Source organism: Stackebrandtia sp., from assembly GCF_035643755.1.
Classification (GTDB): domain Bacteria; phylum Actinomycetota; class Actinomycetes; order Mycobacteriales; family Micromonosporaceae; genus Stackebrandtia.
Map to the genome: position 1 here is coordinate 19,826 of NZ_DASQPW010000320.1, position 16,751 is coordinate 36,576.

General features: G+C 69.6%; 13 protein-coding genes. 8 read left to right on the forward strand and 5 right to left on the reverse strand.

Going from position 1 to position 16,751, the window contains the following annotated elements; translation table 11 throughout:
* Positions 1–21: 21 nt before the first annotated feature.
* Complete coding sequence (locus VE172_RS25075) at positions 22–2,073, reverse strand: SpoIIE family protein phosphatase (protein ID WP_414715155.1); 2,052 nt, start codon at positions 2,071–2,073, stop codon at positions 22–24.
* 59 nt (positions 2,074–2,132) lie between these two features.
* Between VE172_RS25075 and VE172_RS25080 the strand changes: the two genes are divergently transcribed.
* The 3 genes from VE172_RS25080 to VE172_RS25090 all read left to right on the forward strand — a co-directional run bounded on the left by VE172_RS25080 (position 2,133) and on the right by VE172_RS25090 (position 7,511).
* Positions 2,133–6,506, forward strand: coding sequence for a hybrid sensor histidine kinase/response regulator (locus tag VE172_RS25080; protein ID WP_324804747.1), 4,374 nt, complete (start codon positions 2,133–2,135; stop codon positions 6,504–6,506).
* Between the two features lie 8 nt (positions 6,507–6,514).
* Positions 6,515–7,072: a response regulator gene (locus tag VE172_RS25085; protein ID WP_324804760.1), complete on the forward strand. Its 558-nt coding sequence runs from the start codon at positions 6,515–6,517 to the stop codon at positions 7,070–7,072.
* 124 nt (positions 7,073–7,196) lie between these two features.
* Positions 7,197–7,511: an STAS domain-containing protein gene (locus tag VE172_RS25090; protein ID WP_324804748.1), complete on the forward strand. Its 315-nt coding sequence runs from the start codon at positions 7,197–7,199 to the stop codon at positions 7,509–7,511.
* Between the two features lie 23 nt (positions 7,512–7,534).
* Here VE172_RS25090 and VE172_RS25095 read toward each other — a convergent pair whose 3' ends face one another.
* A complete protein-coding gene (locus VE172_RS25095; RefSeq protein WP_324804749.1) occupies positions 7,535–9,676 on the reverse strand; it encodes a transglycosylase domain-containing protein in 2,142 nt (713 codons plus the stop codon).
* Positions 9,677–9,969: 293 nt separating this feature from the next.
* On the opposite strand from VE172_RS25095, the gene VE172_RS25100 reads away from it, so the two are divergent.
* Entirely contained in the window at positions 9,970–10,284 is a 315-nt protein-coding gene (locus VE172_RS25100; protein ID WP_324804750.1) for a WhiB family transcriptional regulator, read from the forward strand.
* On the opposite strand, the gene bagB is transcribed toward VE172_RS25100, so the two are convergent.
* From bagB to VE172_RS25115, 3 genes are read right to left on the reverse strand one after another with little or no spacing between them, the layout of a single operon-like run.
* On the reverse strand, positions 10,281–11,402 hold the full coding sequence (gene bagB, locus VE172_RS25105) for an ArsA family ATPase (protein ID WP_349258539.1): 1,122 nt from the start codon (positions 11,400–11,402) through the stop codon (positions 10,281–10,283). The two genes, VE172_RS25100 and bagB, sit on opposite strands and share 4 nt — an antisense overlap.
* A 5-nt stretch (positions 11,403–11,407) precedes the next feature.
* Positions 11,408–12,373, reverse strand: coding sequence for an ATPase BagA (gene bagA / locus VE172_RS25110; protein ID WP_324804752.1), 966 nt, complete (start codon positions 12,371–12,373; stop codon positions 11,408–11,410).
* Positions 12,374–12,383: 10 nt separating this feature from the next.
* Entirely contained in the window at positions 12,384–12,917 is a 534-nt protein-coding gene (locus VE172_RS25115) for a hypothetical protein (RefSeq protein ID WP_324804753.1), read from the reverse strand.
* Between the two features lie 82 nt (positions 12,918–12,999).
* Here VE172_RS25115 and VE172_RS25120 point away from each other — a divergent pair, with 82 nt between their 5' ends.
* The 4 genes from VE172_RS25120 to VE172_RS25135 all read left to right on the forward strand — a co-directional run.
* Complete coding sequence (locus VE172_RS25120) at positions 13,000–13,161, forward strand: Sp36 family protein (RefSeq protein WP_324804754.1); 162 nt, start codon at positions 13,000–13,002, stop codon at positions 13,159–13,161.
* The gene (locus VE172_RS25125; RefSeq protein WP_324804756.1) at positions 13,158–13,616 is read left to right on the forward strand and encodes a RidA family protein; all 459 of its coding nucleotides are present in this window, start codon (positions 13,158–13,160) and stop codon (positions 13,614–13,616) included. Before VE172_RS25120 ends, VE172_RS25125 begins: the two co-directional genes overlap by 4 nt.
* 77 nt (positions 13,617–13,693) lie before the next feature.
* Positions 13,694–14,473, forward strand: a complete 780-nt coding sequence (locus tag VE172_RS25130) for an MBL fold metallo-hydrolase (RefSeq protein ID WP_324804757.1) — start codon at positions 13,694–13,696, stop codon at positions 14,471–14,473.
* Positions 14,470–16,751 (forward strand): adenylate/guanylate cyclase domain-containing protein (locus VE172_RS25135; RefSeq protein ID WP_324804758.1); only part of this gene is annotated, 2,282 nt, incomplete at its 3' end. The genes VE172_RS25130 and VE172_RS25135, both read left to right, overlap by 4 nt.

Genomic DNA, 16,751 nt, shown 5'->3' on the forward strand with positions numbered 1-16,751 from the left:
GAGGAACCCCACCCGGCCGTCTCACGCGGGCTCGTTGGAGACCACCAACACCGCCATGTCGTCGCGCGGCGTCTCCTCGGAAAACTCCAGCACCGCCTGGCGCAGCCGGGCCGCCACCACCTTGGCGGGGTAGCCCGCCAGCGGCCGCAGACTGCGGCAGATGCTGGAGTGCCCGAACAGCTTGGTGCCGTCGCGGCGCTCGGTGACGCCGTCGGTGTAGAAGACCAGATTGTCGCCGGGCTCCAGCACGCACTCCACCGGGTTGACCGCCAGCGTCGGCAGCAGGCCCACGGCCGTGCCCAGGGCGCCGACGTACTCGCAGCGCCCGTCGCGGTGCAGCAGCAGGGGGCGTTCGTGCCCCGACAACACCAGGCGCACCTTGAGGTTGTCGCCGGCGCGGCGCAGCTGGGCGGTGGCCAGGGTGGCGTAGCGGCCCTCCTCGGGCTGCTCCAGCAGGGTGTGGTTGAGCAGCTCCAGGGCGCGCGGCAGCGGCCGGCCGTCGCGCATCATGACCCGCAGCACGTCGCGCACCAGGCCGGTGACGGCGGCGGCCTGCGCGCCCTTGCCGCAGACGTCCCCAATGGACATGAAGTGGCCGTCGGCCACGGTCAACACGTCGTAGAAGTCGCCGCCCACGTCGGTGCCGGTGGACGCCGGTACGTACTCGGCGGCGAAGGAGATGCCGGGCACCTCCGGCAGCGCCGAGGGCAGCAGCGAGTTCTGGAACGCCTGGGCGATGTCCTTGCGCTCGGTGTGGATGCGAGCGTTGTCGATGGCCAGGGCGGCGCGCCTGGCGGCGTCCTCCAGGATCGTCATGTCGTCGGGGGTGTGGGAGCGATCCTCCGGGCGGCCCACCGCCAGGGCACCCAGCACCTGGCCGCGGGCGGCCAGCGGCACCACGACGCCCTCGGCGGGCGGCGGCAGCGGGACCGCGCCGGTGACCCCGTCCACCTCGCGCAGCCGGGTCACCACCTCCGGGTCGTCCAGCAGGTGCCGCAGCCGGGACAGCTGGCGCTCGTCGGTGTGCACCAGGGCCGCCTGCCGGGGCTGCCCGTATTCGTCGATGAGGTGGACGGCGCACCACTCGCCCAGGCGCGGCACCATGATCTGCGGCACCAGGGCCACGGTGAGGTCGACGTCCAGCGACTGGGCCATCAGCTCCCCGGCCTCGGCCAGGAAGGTGAGCCAGCCGCGCCGGCGGCGGTCGTCGCTGGCCACCCGGTCGGTCTCGAAGGCCAGCGCCATCCGGTCGGCCGACAGCGCCGCCAGCGACGTCCAGTGTGGAGGCGCCTCCTTCTCGGGGTACAGCTCGACGCGCCCGGAATACGGGCGGTGCACCGGAAGCGCCACGGTCACGGTGCGGTCGCCGGGCTCGGTGGAGCCGTGCCGGGCGAAGGCCACCGCGCCGGAGCCGTCGGCCTCGTCGAGCCACACGGTGCCCCCGCTCGCCCCGACGACCTCGCACAGCCGCATCAGCATCTCCGAGATGAGCTGCGGCAGCGTCAGCCGCATCCGCAGCTCGTCCCCGATGTGGATCAGCCACGAGACCCGTTCGGCGGCGCGGGCCGTGGCCGTGACGTCCTCCTCGGACTGATCGGCGACGCTGGTGCTGGCCGCCACCGCCTCGACCGTGGGCCGGGCCTCCGCCCGCGCCCGCAGCCCCGCGGTGTCGCTCTCCAAACGGAACCACACCCCCTTGCGGTCCTCGGCGTGGCTCGTGCCCCACGACGACGCGAACTGGTCGACCAACAGCAACCCGCGCCCGTGTTCGGAGGAATCATCGGGCGGCGTAATCGTCGTCGGCTCTATCGGACCGGCCCGGTAGTCGGTTACCGTTACAGTGACCCCGCGGTCATCGGCCTTGACGTCGACATCGAGATCGGTACCGGCATGCACCACGCCGTTGGTGGCCAACTCGGTGGTGAGCAGAAGCGCCTCGTCCATCAGGTCAGTAAGGCCAACCTCGGCGAGCACCTCGCGCACCACGGCGCGCGCCGCGGCCGGTGACCTGTGGTTTGCGGGCAGCCGCAACTGCCTGCGTGCGCTAACAGACACCGAAGAAGTCTCTCGCATCGCCGCAAGCCACTCGCGGGGGAGGGCCGAAAACTGTCCATCAGTGTGAAGAGGACGCAATGACAGCCACCCGAGCGCTATCCGAACCCGCGCTAATGGAGTCGCTGGCCGAAGCCTTGAGCCGCATGGAAAACGGGGACTTCACCGTGCGGTTGCCCCGGGGCGAGGGCCTGGCCGGAGAGGTCGCCGACCGGTTCAACGGCGTGGCCGAGCGCTGTGACAGACGCACTCGGGAGTTGCAGTTGATCCGCCGGGTCGTGGGCCTGGAGGGCCGGCTGCTGGAGCGGCTCGACGTGGAGCACCTGGACGGCGCCTGGCGCGAGGGCGCCGAAGCCGTCAACGCCCTGGTGGACGACGTGGTGCGTCCCACCTCCGAGATCTCCCGGGTGCTGTCGGCCGTGGCCGCCGGCGACCTGACGCCGCGCGCCCAACTCGAGCTGGAGTCGCGCCCGCTGCGCGGGGAGTTCCGCTCCCAGGCCGAGACCGTCAACCAGATGGTCGAGCTGCTGGCCTCCTTTGCCGACGAGGTGACGCGCGTGGCCCGCGAGGTCGGCACCGACGGCAAGCTGGGCGGCCAGGCCGAGGTGGAGGGCGTGTCGGGCCGCTGGCGCTCCCTGACCGACTCGGTGAACACCATGGCCTCCAACCTGACCAACCAGGTGCGCGAGATCTCCGCCGTCACCAACGCCATCGCCTCGGGCGACCTGAGCCAGACCGTCAACGTCGAGGCCAAGGGCGAGGTCGCCGAGCTGGCCCGCACCATCAATTCACTGACTCACACGCTTCAGGTGTTCGCCGGCGAGGTCACCCGCGTGGCCCGCGAAGTCGGCACCGACGGCAAGCTGGGCGGCCAGGCCCAGGTCGACAACGTGTCGGGTACCTGGAAGGACCTGACCGACAACGTCAACTCGATGGCGTCCAACCTGACCGAGCAGGTCCGCGGGATCGCCACCGTCGCGCAGGCGGTGGCCTCGGGCGACCTGTCGCAGAAGATCACGGTGGACGCCCAGGGCGAGATCCTGGAGCTGAAGAACACCGTCAACACGATGGTCGACCAGCTGTCGTCGTTCGCCGACGAGGTGACGCGTGTCGCCCGCGAGGTCGGCACCGAGGGGCGGTTGGGCGGCCAGGCCCAGGTCTACGGCGTGTCCGGCACCTGGCGCGACCTCACGGAGAACGTCAACCAGCTGGCCCGCAACCTGACCGACCAGGTGCGCGGCATCGCCACCGTCACCCGCGCGGTCGCCGCCGGCGACCTGTCGCAGAAGATCACCGTCGACGCCCAGGGCGAGGTCGCGGCCCTGAAGGACACCATCAACCGGATGGTCGACCAGCTGTCCTCGCTGGCCGACGAGGTGACCCGCGTGGCCCGCGAGGTCGGCACCCAGGGCCGCCTCGGCGGCCAGGCCGACGTGCGCGGCGTGTCCGGGATCTGGAAGGACCTCGCCGACAACGTCAACCTGATGGCCTTCAACCTGACCGAGCAGGTCCGCAACATCTCGACCGTGGCGCAGGCGGTGGCCGCCGGCGACCTGTCGCAGCAGATCACGGTCGACGCCTCCGGCGAGTTCCTCGAGCTCAAGCAGGTGCTCAACACCATGGTGGAGCAGCTTTCCCGCTTCGCCGACGAGGTGACGCGCGTGGCCCGCGAGGTCGGCACCGAGGGTCAGCTGGGCGGCCAGGCCAACGTGCGCGGCGTGTCCGGCGTGTGGGAAGAGCTCACCAACAACGTGAACCAGATGGCCTCCAACCTGACCGAGCAGGTCCGCAACATCGCCACCGTGGCCACCGCGGTCGCCGAGGGCGACCTGGGCCAGAAGATCACCGTGGACGCCCAGGGCGAGATCCTCCGCCTGAAGAACACGGTGAACACCATGGTGGGCCAGCTGTCGTCGTTCGCCGACGAGGTGACGCGCGTGGCCCGCGAGGTCGGCACCGAGGGCCGCCTCGGCGGCCAGGCCAACGTCCGCGGCGTGTCCGGCACCTGGAAGGAGCTCACCGACAACGTCAACCAGATGGCGCTCAACCTGACCGACCAGGTGCGCGGGATCGCCACCGTCACCAAGGCCGTGGCCTCCGGCGACCTGTCCCAGCAGATCACGGTCGACGCCGAGGGCGAGATCCTCGAGCTCAAGACGACCGTCAACACGATGGTCGACCAGCTGTCGTCGTTCGCCGGTGAGGTCACCCGTGTCGCCCGCGAGGTCGGCACCGAGGGGCGGTTGGGCGGCCAGGCCCAGGTGGACGACGTGTCCGGAACCTGGCGGGCCCTGACCGACAACGTGAACAAGCTGGCCACCACCCTGACCAACCAGCTGCGTTCCATCGCCGAGGTCGCCAACGCCGTGGCTCGCGGCGATCTCACCCAGTCGGTCGACGTCGAGGCGGCCGGCGAGGTCGCCGAGCTGCGCGAATCCATCAACGAGATGATCGTGGCGCTGCGCGAGCAGACCACCAAGAACGCCGACCAGGACTGGCTGAACTCGAACCTGGCGCGGGTGTCGGGCCTGCTTCAGGGCCAGCGCGACCTCACCGAGGTCTGCCGCATGATCATGACCGAGGTGACGCCCCTGGTGGACGCCCAGACCGGCACGTTCTTCACCAAGGAGATGAAGGACGACGGCGTGGAGCGTTTCGTGCTGCGGGGCTCCTACGGTTACGTCCCGCCGGAGTCCGAGGTGATGTACGCGCCCGGCGAGGGACTGGTCGGCCAGGCCGCCGCCTCCCGGCGCCCGATCCGGATCTCCGACATCCCCGAGGGTTACCTGACGATCCGCTCCGGCCTCGGCGAGGCCACCCCCGCCGACCTGGTGATCATGCCGGTGCAGTTCGAGGGCCAGCAGCTGGGCGTCATCGAGTTCGCGTCCTTCCGGAAGTTCTCGCCGCTGCACCTGGCGTTCCTGGAACGCCTGGTGGCCAACATCGGCACCGCGCTCAACAACATCGTCGCCAATGGACGCACCGAGGTGCTGCTGACGGAGTCGCGCCGCCAGACCAGCGAGCTCACCCAGCTGTCCAACGAACTCCAGCGCGCCAACGACGAGCTGGAGGAGCAGGCCCGGCAGCTGGAGAACCGCAACCGGGAGATCGAGATCAAGAACCGCGACGTCGAGACCGCCCGGATCGGCCTGGAGGAGAAGGCCGAGCAGCTGGCGCAGGCGTCGCGCTACAAGAGCGAGTTCCTCGCCAACATCAGCCACGAGCTGCGCACGCCGCTCAACTCGCTGCTGCTGCTGGCCCGGCTGCTGGCGGAGAACACCGAGCAGAACCTCACCGGCAAGCAGATCGACTTCGCCCGCACCATCCACAGTGCCGGGTCCGACCTGCTGGCGCTGATCGATGACATCCTGGACCTGGCCAAGATCGAGGCGGGCCGGATGGACATCGACCCGCACGAGGTGTCGTTCTCCGAGATCTGTGATCAGGCCGAGGCGACGTTCCGTCCGCAGGCCGAGGAGAAGGGCCTGGAGTTCGACATCCACATCGAGCCGGGCCTGCCGGACGTGTTCATCACCGACTCCCAGAAGCTCCAGCAGGTGCTGCGCAACCTGTTGTCCAACGCGGTGAAGTTCACCGATTCCGGCTCGGTGAGCCTGAGCATCGCCCGCACCACCGCCGACACCCTGTTCGGCATTCCCACATTGGACAATGCCTCCGCGGTGTACGCGTTCACCGTCACCGACAGCGGTATCGGCATCTCCGACGACAAGCTGGCGATGATCTTCGAGCCCTTCCAGCAGGCCGACGGCGGCACCAGCCGCAAGTACGGCGGCACCGGGCTGGGGCTGTCGATCAGCAAGTCGCACGCGGACCTGTTGGGCGGCAGCATCAAGGTCGACACCCGCCCCGGCGAGGGCAGCGTCTTCACGATGTACCTGCCCGACACCCTGGGCGCCGTCTCCGTGGCGCCGATGGGCGACCCGGCGATGGCCACCGCCAGCGAATTCGAGACCGTGGAGTGGGACAACCCGATCGTGCGCAGCTCGGCCACGCCGGTGGCCGAGGGCGCGATCCAGAAGCTGGACGGCAAGACGGTGCTGATCGTCGACGACGACGTCCGCAACGTCTTCGCGCTCACCGCCGCCCTCGAGCTGCACGGCATCAACGTGGTGTACGCCGAAAACGGCGCCGACGGGATCGCCAAGCTCACCGAGCGCGAGGACGTCGACATCGTGTTGATGGACGCGATGATGCCCGACATGGACGGCAACGAGACCACCATGGCGATCCGGCGGATCCCTCGCTTCCTGGACCTTCCGATCCTGTTCCTGACGGCCCGCGCCATGCAGACCGACCGGGACGCCAGTTTCGAGGCGGGCGCCTCGTCCTACATCACCAAGCCGGTCGACCTGGATGAGTTGCTGGGCTTGATGGCCTACTGGGTGAGCGGGGGGGATAATGCCAGCATCGATCCATCCAGGGACGAGGAGTAAGAGTGCCAATGCCGCGGCAGGCGAAGATCTTGCTGGTGGACGACCGCCGGGAGAACCTGACCGCCCTTGAGGCGATCCTTCAGGGGCTCCCGGTGTCCACCGAGGCCGTCACCTCGGGCGAGGGCGCGCTGAAGAAGCTGCTCACCGGCGAGTTCGCGGTGATCCTGCTGGACGCCCAGATGCCGGGCATGGACGGTTTCGAGACCGCGCGCCACATCAAGCAGCGCGAGCGGACCCGGCACACCCCGATCATCTTCCTGACCGCCGCCGACCGCGACTCCCACATGGCGTTTCGGGGATACGCCGCGGGCGCGGTCGACTACATCATCAAGCCCTTCGATCCCTGGGCGCTGCGCGCCAAGGTCGGGGTGTTCGTGGATCTGTGGGACCGCAAGGAGAAGCTGAACTCCGAGGCGGTACGCACCCGGATGGCCGAGACGGAACGCGACCGGCTGCGCTCCATCGTCGCCGAGGCCAGGCGGCTGCTGCGCGAGGGCAACACCGACCGTCCACCGGAGAACGTCGCCAAGGCCCTGGAGGTTCTGGGGCAGGCCGACGCCGATTGACCCAACCGGGTTCCACTAAACAGATAAATACCCTGATTACATCGCAACCTTCACTAGGGCCAACTCGTTGCGATTGTCCGTCCGTTACCCTTGGCGTGTGACACGCCCGGATCTGGAGATTTCCGTGCGTCACGAATCGGACATCGCGGTCGTGACGTTGACCGGTGAGATTGACATCGGCACCGCCCCACGCCTGACGGCGGCGGTGGAAACGGCGCTGGAGTCGACACCGCTGCGCGTCATCCTGGACATGTCCGGGGTGACCTTTTGCGACTCTCAGGGCCTGGGCACCCTCGTGGTGCTCAATCGCGCCGCCACCCGCTCGCGCAGCGTCCTGGTGCTGTCGGACCTCACCGACTTCCTCAACCGCCTGCTGACCGTCACCGGGCTGCACTCGGCGTTCACGATCGACGCGTCGAGTACCAAGCCCGGCGACTGATCGGCCGGCCCCCTTCCGGGGCGTCAATGAGTCAACTTGCCCGTCGGTTTGACGAAGTTCTCCACGGGCATCCCCTCTAGGGCATCCACAATGGTTTTACACACCGCCCGGTGCGGCATCTCGTGGTACTTCGCGCCCGGCAGCTCTCGCTTGCGGGCGTCGGGGTCGGCGATGAAACCGGCCGACACCACGTTGGGGGTCATGCCGATGAACCACGAGGCCATGTTGCCCTGAGTGGTACCGGTCTTGCCCGCCAGCGGGCGCTTCACGATCTTCTCGCCGTCGCGGAACGTGCCGTCGTGGCACTTGCCCGCCTGGGCCTTGTCGCCTGGGGGACAACGCGCCGCGTCGGCGGCGGCCCGCGCCACCTCGGGCGACAGCACCCGGTCGCATTCGGGCTGGACGTTGACCTTGTTGCCCTTGGAGTCCTTCATGTCCAACACCGGCAACGGGTCACAGTGGACTCCGTCGTTGGCGACCGTGCCGTACGCCTCGGCCATGTCGAGCGCCGTGGTGTCGACGACGCCGAGCGTGAACGAGCCCCACAGGTGCTTGCGGACCGGGGAGTTCTCGATCTCCTGGTCGCCCTTGTTGCGCAGCTTGACGCCCAGGGAGTTCGCCATGTCCACGGCCTTCTCGGCGCCCACCTTCTGGATCAACTGGACGAAGTAGGTGTTGACCGACCGCCCGAAGCCCCCGTACATGTCCCAGGTGCCGGCCATCCAGCTCGGGTTGTCGTTGCCGGGACACCAGGCGTACTGGCCGTCGGAGTTGCGGGCCCCGCAGGAGGCTTCCGTCGGCGCGTATCCCACGCCGTAGATATGGGATCGATATCGGCCGCTGGGGTTGTCGAACTTCTTCGATAGCGGTATGCCCTCTTTCAGGGCCGCCAGCATGGTGAACATCTTGAACGTGGACCCGGCCTGGAAGCCCGCGCCGGCGCCCTTCTCGCTGCCCGACAACAGGGGGACCGTCGTGTTGGGATAGCTGCCCTTGCCCGAGCCCGCGGTGTTGGGCCCGTTCTTCGACACGTCAAGACTGAAATTTCGATTGATCGCCATGGATCTGATATGACCGGTCTTGGGGTCGAGCGTGACGTCCCCCAGCGCCCAGGAGGAGTCCTTCTTCTGCTCCTCGGCGATGTGTTTCTCCGCCTTCTCCTGGAGATCGGGCTCCAGAGACGCGTGAATCACGTAACCGCCGGTCTTCAGGTTGTTGAGCCGTTCGTCCGGTGTGGACCCGAACTTCGGGTTCTTCATCCACCAGTCCTTGAAGTAGTCGCAGAAGAACCCCCAGTCCAGCTTGTCCGAGGGCACCGCCTCGCAGTCGGAGGGCTGGCGGTGCGCGTTGAGCGTCACCGGCTTCTTCTTGGCCTTCTCCGCGGTCTTCTTCGAGATCGACTTGGTGTGCACCATGCGGTCCAGCACGTAATCGCGGCGCTTCTTGGCCTGCTTGCTCTGCTTGTCGCCCAGTGTCGGGTCGATGGTCCCCGGCGACTTCACCATCGCCGCCAGCGTCGCGGCCTCGGTGAGGTTGAGGTCCTTGGGCTCCTTGTCGAAGTACGCCTTGGACGCCGCGTACACCCCGTAGGACTGGTTGCCCAGGAACACCAGATTCAGGTAGCGGTCGAGGATCTCGGCCTTGGAGTACTTCTTCTCCACCGCCAGCGCGTAACGCATCTCGCGCAGCTTGCGCTGCGGGGTGTCCTCGGTGGCGCGCAGCACCTGTTCATTCGTTTTGGCGTTGTAGGTGAGCGCCTGGCGGACGTATTGCATGGTCAGCGTGGAGGCGCCCTGTTGCACGCCTCCGTCGCCGCGATTTGCCACGCCCGCGCGAATAACCCCAACCAGGTCTACGCCGTTGTGTTCATAGAAGCGGTTGTCTTCCGCTGCCACGATCGCGTCCCGCATCACTGGAGCGATCTCTTTGAGAGGGACGTCCTTGCGGCTCTCGTCATAGAAGGAAGTAATCAGTGAGTTCTCGTCGTCCCCGGCGTACAACCAGCTCGTCTGGGGTGCGGGCGGGTCCGCCAGGGCCTTGGGTAGACCCCCGGAGAAACCCTCGGAGCTGGCCTTCACGGTCAGCCCCGCCACCGCAAGCGTGGGAAACGCCGCGGCGGCCACCACCACCCCGGCCAGCAGCCCGCAAATCATCAGCTGCGACATGTTGGAAACGAAGCTTCGATCCCGGTTCGACAACCACTTCACCGTCTCAGACTAAGGGGATTACGCAGCGCGACCGAGTGCGAGCACGCACCGTCCCTTTGTGCAGACGCATCGAGAGCGATGAATGGTTGTCCGTCGCAGTGGGTAAACGATCAAGTCTCGCCGAGATCTTGATCATCGAGAAAAGTAGTCATATAGTTACGAAACGTGCACTGTCCGGTGTCGACCCTGTTGGGAGCGGTGTTGGCGTCGCTGTGGACGGTGCGGAGAGGGATATCAGGGGGTAGGCGAACATGACAACGACAATGGTGGCCGACTGGACATCGGCGGCGGCGTGCCGCGAGGGCGACCCGGACGCGCTGTTCGTCCAGGGAGCCGAGCAGAACGTCGCCAAGAAGGTGTGCAAAGGCTGTCCGGTGCGGATGGAGTGTCTGGCGGACGCTCTTGACAACCGTGTCGAGTTTGGAGTGTGGGGCGGCATGACGGAACGGGAACGTCGTGCCCTGCTTCGCAAACACCCTCGGGTGACCAGCTGGCGCCGGGTCTTCGAGCAGGCGCTGCAGGAAGAGGCGGAGAAGCGGCGCGGAGCGCTCACGGGGGCGTTCTAGGCGGGCGCGGTCAGGTTGACCGCAACCTTTCGCAGGTCCTCCAGGTCGTGGACATCCGTCGGGAAGGCGGGGACCCTGACCTGGGGGACCTGCGGGCATGCGGCCCCGTAGCGCGCGGCGATCCGCTCCTCGGTGGCCACCGTGGTGGTGAGCCGGGCGTGCACGCGCAGCACGTCGGCGGTGAAGGTGTCGACGCCCGCCTCGGCGAGGCCCTCGGCGGCTCCCAGGGCGCGCTGCGCGGAGATCCCGGCGGCGGACACCTGGTGGGAACGGTTGAGCACCATGCCTTCCAGCGGCATCCGCTCCTCGGTGAGGCGGCGGGTGAAGTAGATGGCCTCGCGGATCGCGTCGGGTTCGGGCGCGGCCACCACCAGGAACGCGGTCTGCGGGTCCTGCAGGGCGCGGTAGGTCGCCTCGGCACGGGTGCGGAAGCCACCGAAGGTGGAGTCCAGGGAGGCCGCGAAGGTCGCGATGTCGGTGAGCATCCGCCCGCCCAGGATCTTGTTGATCGTGCGGGTGAAGAACGACATCGAGGCCGTCATCAGCGAGAACACGCTGTGGCCGCCGCGCGACGACGCGGTGAGCAGCCGCATCATCCGGCCGTCCAGGAACCGGGCCAGCCGGGCCGGGGCGTCCAGGAAGTCGAGGGCGGAGCGCGACGGCGGGGTGTCCACCACGATGAGGTCCCAGTCGCCGCGGGCCCGCAGCTGGGCGAGCTTCTCCATGGCCATGTACTCCTGCGTGCCCGCGAAGGTGCCGCTCATGGCCTGGTAGAAGGGGTTGGAGAAGATCTCGGCGGCCTGCTCGGGCGTGGTGTGGGACAGCACCACCTCGTCGAAGGTGCGCTTCATGTCGAGCATCATCGCGTCGAGCCGGCCGCCGTCCACCTTGTCCACCCGCCGCGGGGTGTTGTCCAATTCGGCCAGTCCCAGCGACTGCGCGAGGCGGCGCGCCGGGTCGATGGTGAGCACCACCGTGTCGCGGCCGTGCTCCTCGGCGGCCCGCAGCGCCAGCGACGCCGCCGTGGTGGTCTTGCCCACGCCGCCGGAGCCGCAGCACACCACGACCCTGGTGCACGGATTGCCGATCAGCGCGTCGACGTCCAATGACGGAATCACTTGTGTCACAACGTCTCCCGCAGCCGCTCGGCCAGTGTGTTGAGTCCGGAGGCGTCCACGCCGTCGGCCAGGAGCGGCAGCTCCACCACGGGGTGGTCGAGCCGGGCCAGCTCCTCGCGCAGCCCCGCCTCCACGGCCAGTCGGCTCTGGTGGTCGCGAGCCTCGGCCAGGAGCCCTTCCACGACGGCCGCCGAGGTCGGCAGGCCCACCTTCGCCAGGTCGCGCCGCAGGCCCGCCTTGGTGACCCGGGCGCCCTCCAGCAGCGGCGGGCTCACCGCGTTGACGATCACGTTGCCCACCGGCAGCTTCAGCGCGGTCAGCTCGCCCACCGTGTCGGCGGTCTCCTGCACCGGCATCTCCTCCAGGCGGGTCACCACGTGCACCGCGGTGGCGCGGGAGTGCAGCAGCCGGGCCACCCCGTCGGAGTGGGTGCGGATCGGCCCGGCCTTGGCCAGCTTGGACGCCTCGACCGTGACGTTGAGGAACTTCGACACCCGCCCGGTGGGAGGGGCGTCCAGCACGACCGCGTCGTAGATCCGCCGCCCGTGCTCGCGCCGGGTGGCGGCCTCCTTCACCTTGCCGGTGAGCAGGATGTCCCGCAGCCCGGGGGCGATGGTGGTCGCGAAGTCGATGGCGCCGAGCTTGCGCAGCGCCTTGCCCGCCCGGCCCAGCTTGTAGAACATCGACAGATACTCGAACAGGGCGTCCTCGGCGTCCACGGCCAGCGCGAAGACCTCGCCGCCGCCCGGCGCGGTGCCGACGTGCCGCTCGGCGTAGGGGAGCGGCGCGGTGTCGAACAGCGACGCGATCGACTGGCGGCCCTCCACCTCCACCAGCAGGGTGCGGCCGCCGGGCGGGGCCAGCGCCATGGCCAGCGCGGCGGCCACCGTGGTCTTTCCGGTCCCGCCCTTGCCGGTGACGACATGGACGTGGGGAGCGGCCGGGCGCTCGGGTGCGGCATCGGGCGGCATGACCAATACCCTACGACCGCTTGGCGTCGCCGGTCTCCACCCCGCACACCCTCCACGCGTCGTCGGGGTCGCCGGTGACCAGTGCGAAGGTCCAGGTGGCGGTCTCGGCGGTGACGTTGACCGACACGTCGGCGGTCACCACGGCCGATCCGGCGGATTTTCCGGCCACCTTCAGGTGGGACCAGGAGAACTCGACCGCGCCGTTGTCCTGCTTGCCCATGGAGTCGATCTCCTGGAGGACGCCGCTCAAGTCGCCCGACAGCGTCTGGCACAGGTACGACTGCGCGTCCTTCGCGTCGTGGTCCTTCAACAGCGCGGTGAGGAAGCCGTCCACCGATTCGGCCGGGTCGTCGTCGGACGGACCGTCCCAGGAACCCGACAGCCACAGGCCGCCGAGCACCGCCGCGGCGCCGAACACCGAGGCCGCGGTGAGCACCACCGCGGAGATCAGGCCGAAGCGGGGCGGCCGTTTGGCGGGGGTCTCGGCGGCGGATTCGACGTCGTCGGCCGGGGTTTCGGCGTCGAGCTTGTCGTCTTCGATCATGGCGGGTCCTTCGGGCTGCTAACAGGAGTAACGCGGCACACCACACGGAAGTTGCGCGTTTCATACGCCTATGCTCCACTGCATGCAGAAATGGGAGTACGCGACCGTGCCGCTGTTGACGCACGCGACCAAGCAGATCCTTGACACGTGGGGCGAGGACGGCTGGGAGCTGGTGTCCGTGATTCCCGGCCCGAACCCCGAGCAGCTGGTCGCCTACCTGAAGCGTCCCAAGGAGGAAGCATGACCGACGTCCACTCCCGGCTGAAGGAACTCGGCATCACCCTGCCGGCCGTGGTCCCGCCCGTGGCGGCCTACCAGCCCGCCGTCCAAAGCGGCCCCCACGTGTACGTGTCCGGCCAGGTGCCCATGGTGGACGGCAAGCTGGCCGACACCGGTCTCGTCGGCACCGACGTCACCCCCGAGCGGGGCGCCGAGCTGGCCCGGATCTGCGCGCTCAACGGCCTGGCCGCGATCGAGGCGCTGGTCGGCCTGGACGCGGTGGTGCGGATCGTCAAGGTCACCGGCTTCGTGGCCTCCGCCCACGACTTCGGCGGCCACCCGGCCGTGATCAACGGCGCCAGCGAGGTGCTGGGCGAGATCTTCGGCGACGCCGGGGTGCACGCCCGCGCCGCGGTGGGCGTCTCCTCGCTGCCGCTGGGCTCGCCCGTCGAGGTCGAGATGATCGCCGAGGTGCGTTAGGCAACGGTTTGCCGACCGCGCCCGCCTGCTGAAAAATTCTCAGGCGCCTGTCAGTCGGTCGACGTAATCTCGCTTACGTGACCGGTGACATTGGCTCCGTGGGCAACCTCCCACGCTGGGTGAGTCTGGTCCGCGCCCCGAATCCGGGGCCGATGACGCTGGACGGCACCAACACCTGGGTGATTTCCGCGGACGGCGCCGATGGCGTGCTCGTGGTGGACCCGGGTCCCCGCATCGACGAGCACCTCGAGGCGGTGGCGCGGCATGCCCCGGTGCGCGGGGTGCTGCTCACCCACCACCATCCCGACCACGCCGAGGGCATCGAACGATTCACTGAACTGACGGGCGCGACGGTGATCAACCCGGCGCCGGGCGGCAGCCTGCGCCACGGGGACCTGGAGATCACCACCCTGGCCACCCCGGGCCACACCGCCGACTCGGTGTCGTTCCACGTCGACGCCGACGCCCCGGCCGTGTTCACCGGCGACACCGTGCTGGGCATGGGTTCCACGGCCGTGCTGTGGCCCGACGGGAACCTGGGCGACTACCTGGACAGCCTGGAGCTCCTGGAACGCCAGGGCCCGATTCCGGTGCTGCCCGGGCACGGCCCGATCCGCGACGACTGCGCCGCCGCGGCCGCCGAGTACCTGGCGCATCGCCGCCAGCGGCTCGACCAGGTGCGCGCGGCGCTGCGCGACGGGGCGTCCTCGGCCGCCGACGTGGTGTCGGTGGTGTATGCCGAGGTGGACCGGTCGCTGTGGCCCGCGGCGGAAAGCACCGTGCGGGCCCAACTGGCTTACCTTTCGTCACGTGACGGGGAACATATTCGTCCCGCCGATGGTTGGGCTGAATCGTGAGCTGTCCCTTCTGCGGCATCGCGTCCGTCGTCCCCGGCGCCCGCTATTGCCATAACTGCGGTGGCCCGCTGTCCCCGGTGGCGTCGCTTCCCGTCACCGAGCGGCGGGTCGTCACCGTGCTGTTTTGCGACCTGTCGGACTTCACCGCCTGGTCGGAGGGGCAGGACCCGGAGCGGGTCGGCGCCGTGACCGACCGGGTGCTGGCCGCGTGCGCGCAGGCCGTCACCGAGTACGGCGGCCACGTGGACAAGCTCACCGGCGACGGCCTGATGGCGGTGTTCGGCGCGCCGGTCACCCACGACGACGACGCCGAGCGCGCGGTGCGGGCCGCGCAGCGGATGCGGCGCGCCGTGCGCGCCCTGCTGAAGGCCGAGTCCGGCGGCGGCGTCCCGATGGGCCTGCGGGTGGGGCTGCGCACCGGGCTGGTGGTGGCCGGGGTGCAGGCGTCGGTGGAGTACACCGTCATCGGCGACACCGTCAACACCGCGGCCCGGCTGGCCGACGTGGCCGAGGTCGGCACCGTGTACGCCAGCGCCGAGACCATGGAGGCCACCAAACACGTGGCGTCCTGGCGGCGGCTGAATCCCTTCCGGCTGAAGGGAAAACGCGAACCCGTCCACGTCTACGAGCTGCTGGGTCTGCACGACGAGCCCGGCACCCGGGCCAGCCTCGGCGACCGGGCGCCCTTCGTGGGCCGCGAGCCGGAGATGGGCCGGGTCGCCGGCCGCCTCGACGCGGTGATCGACCGCGGCGAGCCGATCTCGCTGGTGATGACGGGCGAACCCGGCATCGGCAAGACCCGGATGTCGCTGGAGTCCGCGCGGCTGGCCACCGGGCGCGGCGCCCGGGTGCTGTCGGTGCGGGCCGCCGCCTACGGGCAGGGCTACCGGCTGGGTCCGCTGGCCGACCTGGTCCGCAAGGCCATCGGCATCTCCATCGTGGACAACCGGGAGGTGGCCGAGCGGCAGCTGCGCAAGGTCGTGGCCCGGCACGCCGCCACCGACCACGGCGATTCCTGCATCCTCAACGTCGACCTGCTCCTGGCGACCCTGGGCTACGGCCCGGCGCCGGTGATCGACAGCCGCCCCGGCTCCACGGTGTCGGCGCCCGAGGACAACGCGGTGCCGCTGGTGGCCGCCGACCTGTTCAACCTGCTGGCCCGCGACACCCCGCTGGTCCTCATCGTCGACGACCTGCACGCCGCCACCTCGCAGGGCCTCGACCTGCTGGCCTCGGCGGTGGCCGCGCTGGACGGCCCGATCCTGGTCCTCATGCTGGGCCGCCCCGGACTGGTGCGCACCGCCGGCGTCCTGACCCGGATCTCCGAGGCCGAGGCGTACACCCTGTCGCCGCTGCGCGGCGCCGACGCGGCCCGCCTGCTGTCGGCGTTCTGTGACAACGGCCTGGTGGACCCGGAGGACGAGTCGCGGCTGCTGGGCACCGCGCAGGGCAACCCGTACTACCTGGCGGAGCTGGTCACGCTGCTCACCGAGCGCGGCATGCTGTCGGAACACAATGGAGTGTGGCAGCTGGCGCCGGGCTCGCTGACCGGGCAGCTGCTGTCGGCCGACCTGGCGCGCGTCCTCACCGCCCGCATCGACGCCCTGTCGCCGGAGGCGCGGGGCCTGTTGCGCGAGGCCTCGGTGATCGGCGACGTCATCCCCGAATCCGCCCTCGACGTGCTGGACGACGGCGGCAGCCCCCGGGCGCTCGAGGAGCTGCTGGCCCGCCGCATGCTGCGCCGCCGCACCCACGGCGGCTACCGCTTCGTCACCCCGCTGATGCGCGAGGCCGCCTACGACGGGCTCGGCAAGGCCGAGCTGGCCGGTCGGCACGCCCGGCTGGCCCGCTGGAGCGCCGGCACCGACAAGCTCGACCCGGTGCGCGCCGACGAGTTCACCATCACCCACGCCTCGGCGGCGGTGGCGCTGGCCAAGGCCATGACGCTGCCGCGCACCGCCGCGGCCTGGGCCGTGGCCGACATCGGCATCGACGCGTTCGGGCGCGCCGCGCGCCGCGCCATGGACGCCGCCGAACCCGACAACGCGCTCAACCTGCTGAACCGCTCGCAGCAGCTCGGCGAGCTCTGCCGGCAGGACCTGCTGGTGCGGGCCCGCGCCCTGCTGCGGCTGGGCCGCCTCACCGAGGCCATGACCGGGCTGGCGGGTCTCGGCGCCTCGCTCGACCTGGCCCTGCCGCTGGACGCCGAGGTCACCGACACCGAGAAGACCCCCGAACCGCAGGTCGCCGCCCGCACCCTGATGCTGGCCGGGCGCGG

Coding starts and splice junctions, on each gene's coding strand:
- bagA (WP_324804752.1), bottom strand. CDS start 12,373: ATGCCGCCCGATGCCGCACCCGAGCGCCCGGCCGCTCCCCACGTCCAT.
- VE172_RS25095 (WP_324804749.1), bottom strand. CDS start 9,676: ATGTCGCAGCTGATGATTTGCGGGCTGCTGGCCGGGGTGGTGGTGGCC.
- VE172_RS25125 (WP_324804756.1), top strand. CDS start 13,158: ATGACCGACGTCCACTCCCGGCTGAAGGAACTCGGCATCACCCTGCCG.
- VE172_RS25120 (WP_324804754.1), top strand. CDS start 13,000: ATGCAGAAATGGGAGTACGCGACCGTGCCGCTGTTGACGCACGCGACC.
- VE172_RS25100 (WP_324804750.1), top strand. CDS start 9,970: ATGACAACGACAATGGTGGCCGACTGGACATCGGCGGCGGCGTGCCGC.
- VE172_RS25085 (WP_324804760.1), top strand. CDS start 6,515: ATGCCGCGGCAGGCGAAGATCTTGCTGGTGGACGACCGCCGGGAGAAC.
- VE172_RS25115 (WP_324804753.1), bottom strand. CDS start 12,917: ATGATCGAAGACGACAAGCTCGACGCCGAAACCCCGGCCGACGACGTC.
- VE172_RS25080 (WP_324804747.1), top strand. CDS start 2,133: ATGACAGCCACCCGAGCGCTATCCGAACCCGCGCTAATGGAGTCGCTG.
- VE172_RS25075 (WP_414715155.1), bottom strand. CDS start 2,073: ATGCGAGAGACTTCTTCGGTGTCTGTTAGCGCACGCAGGCAGTTGCGG.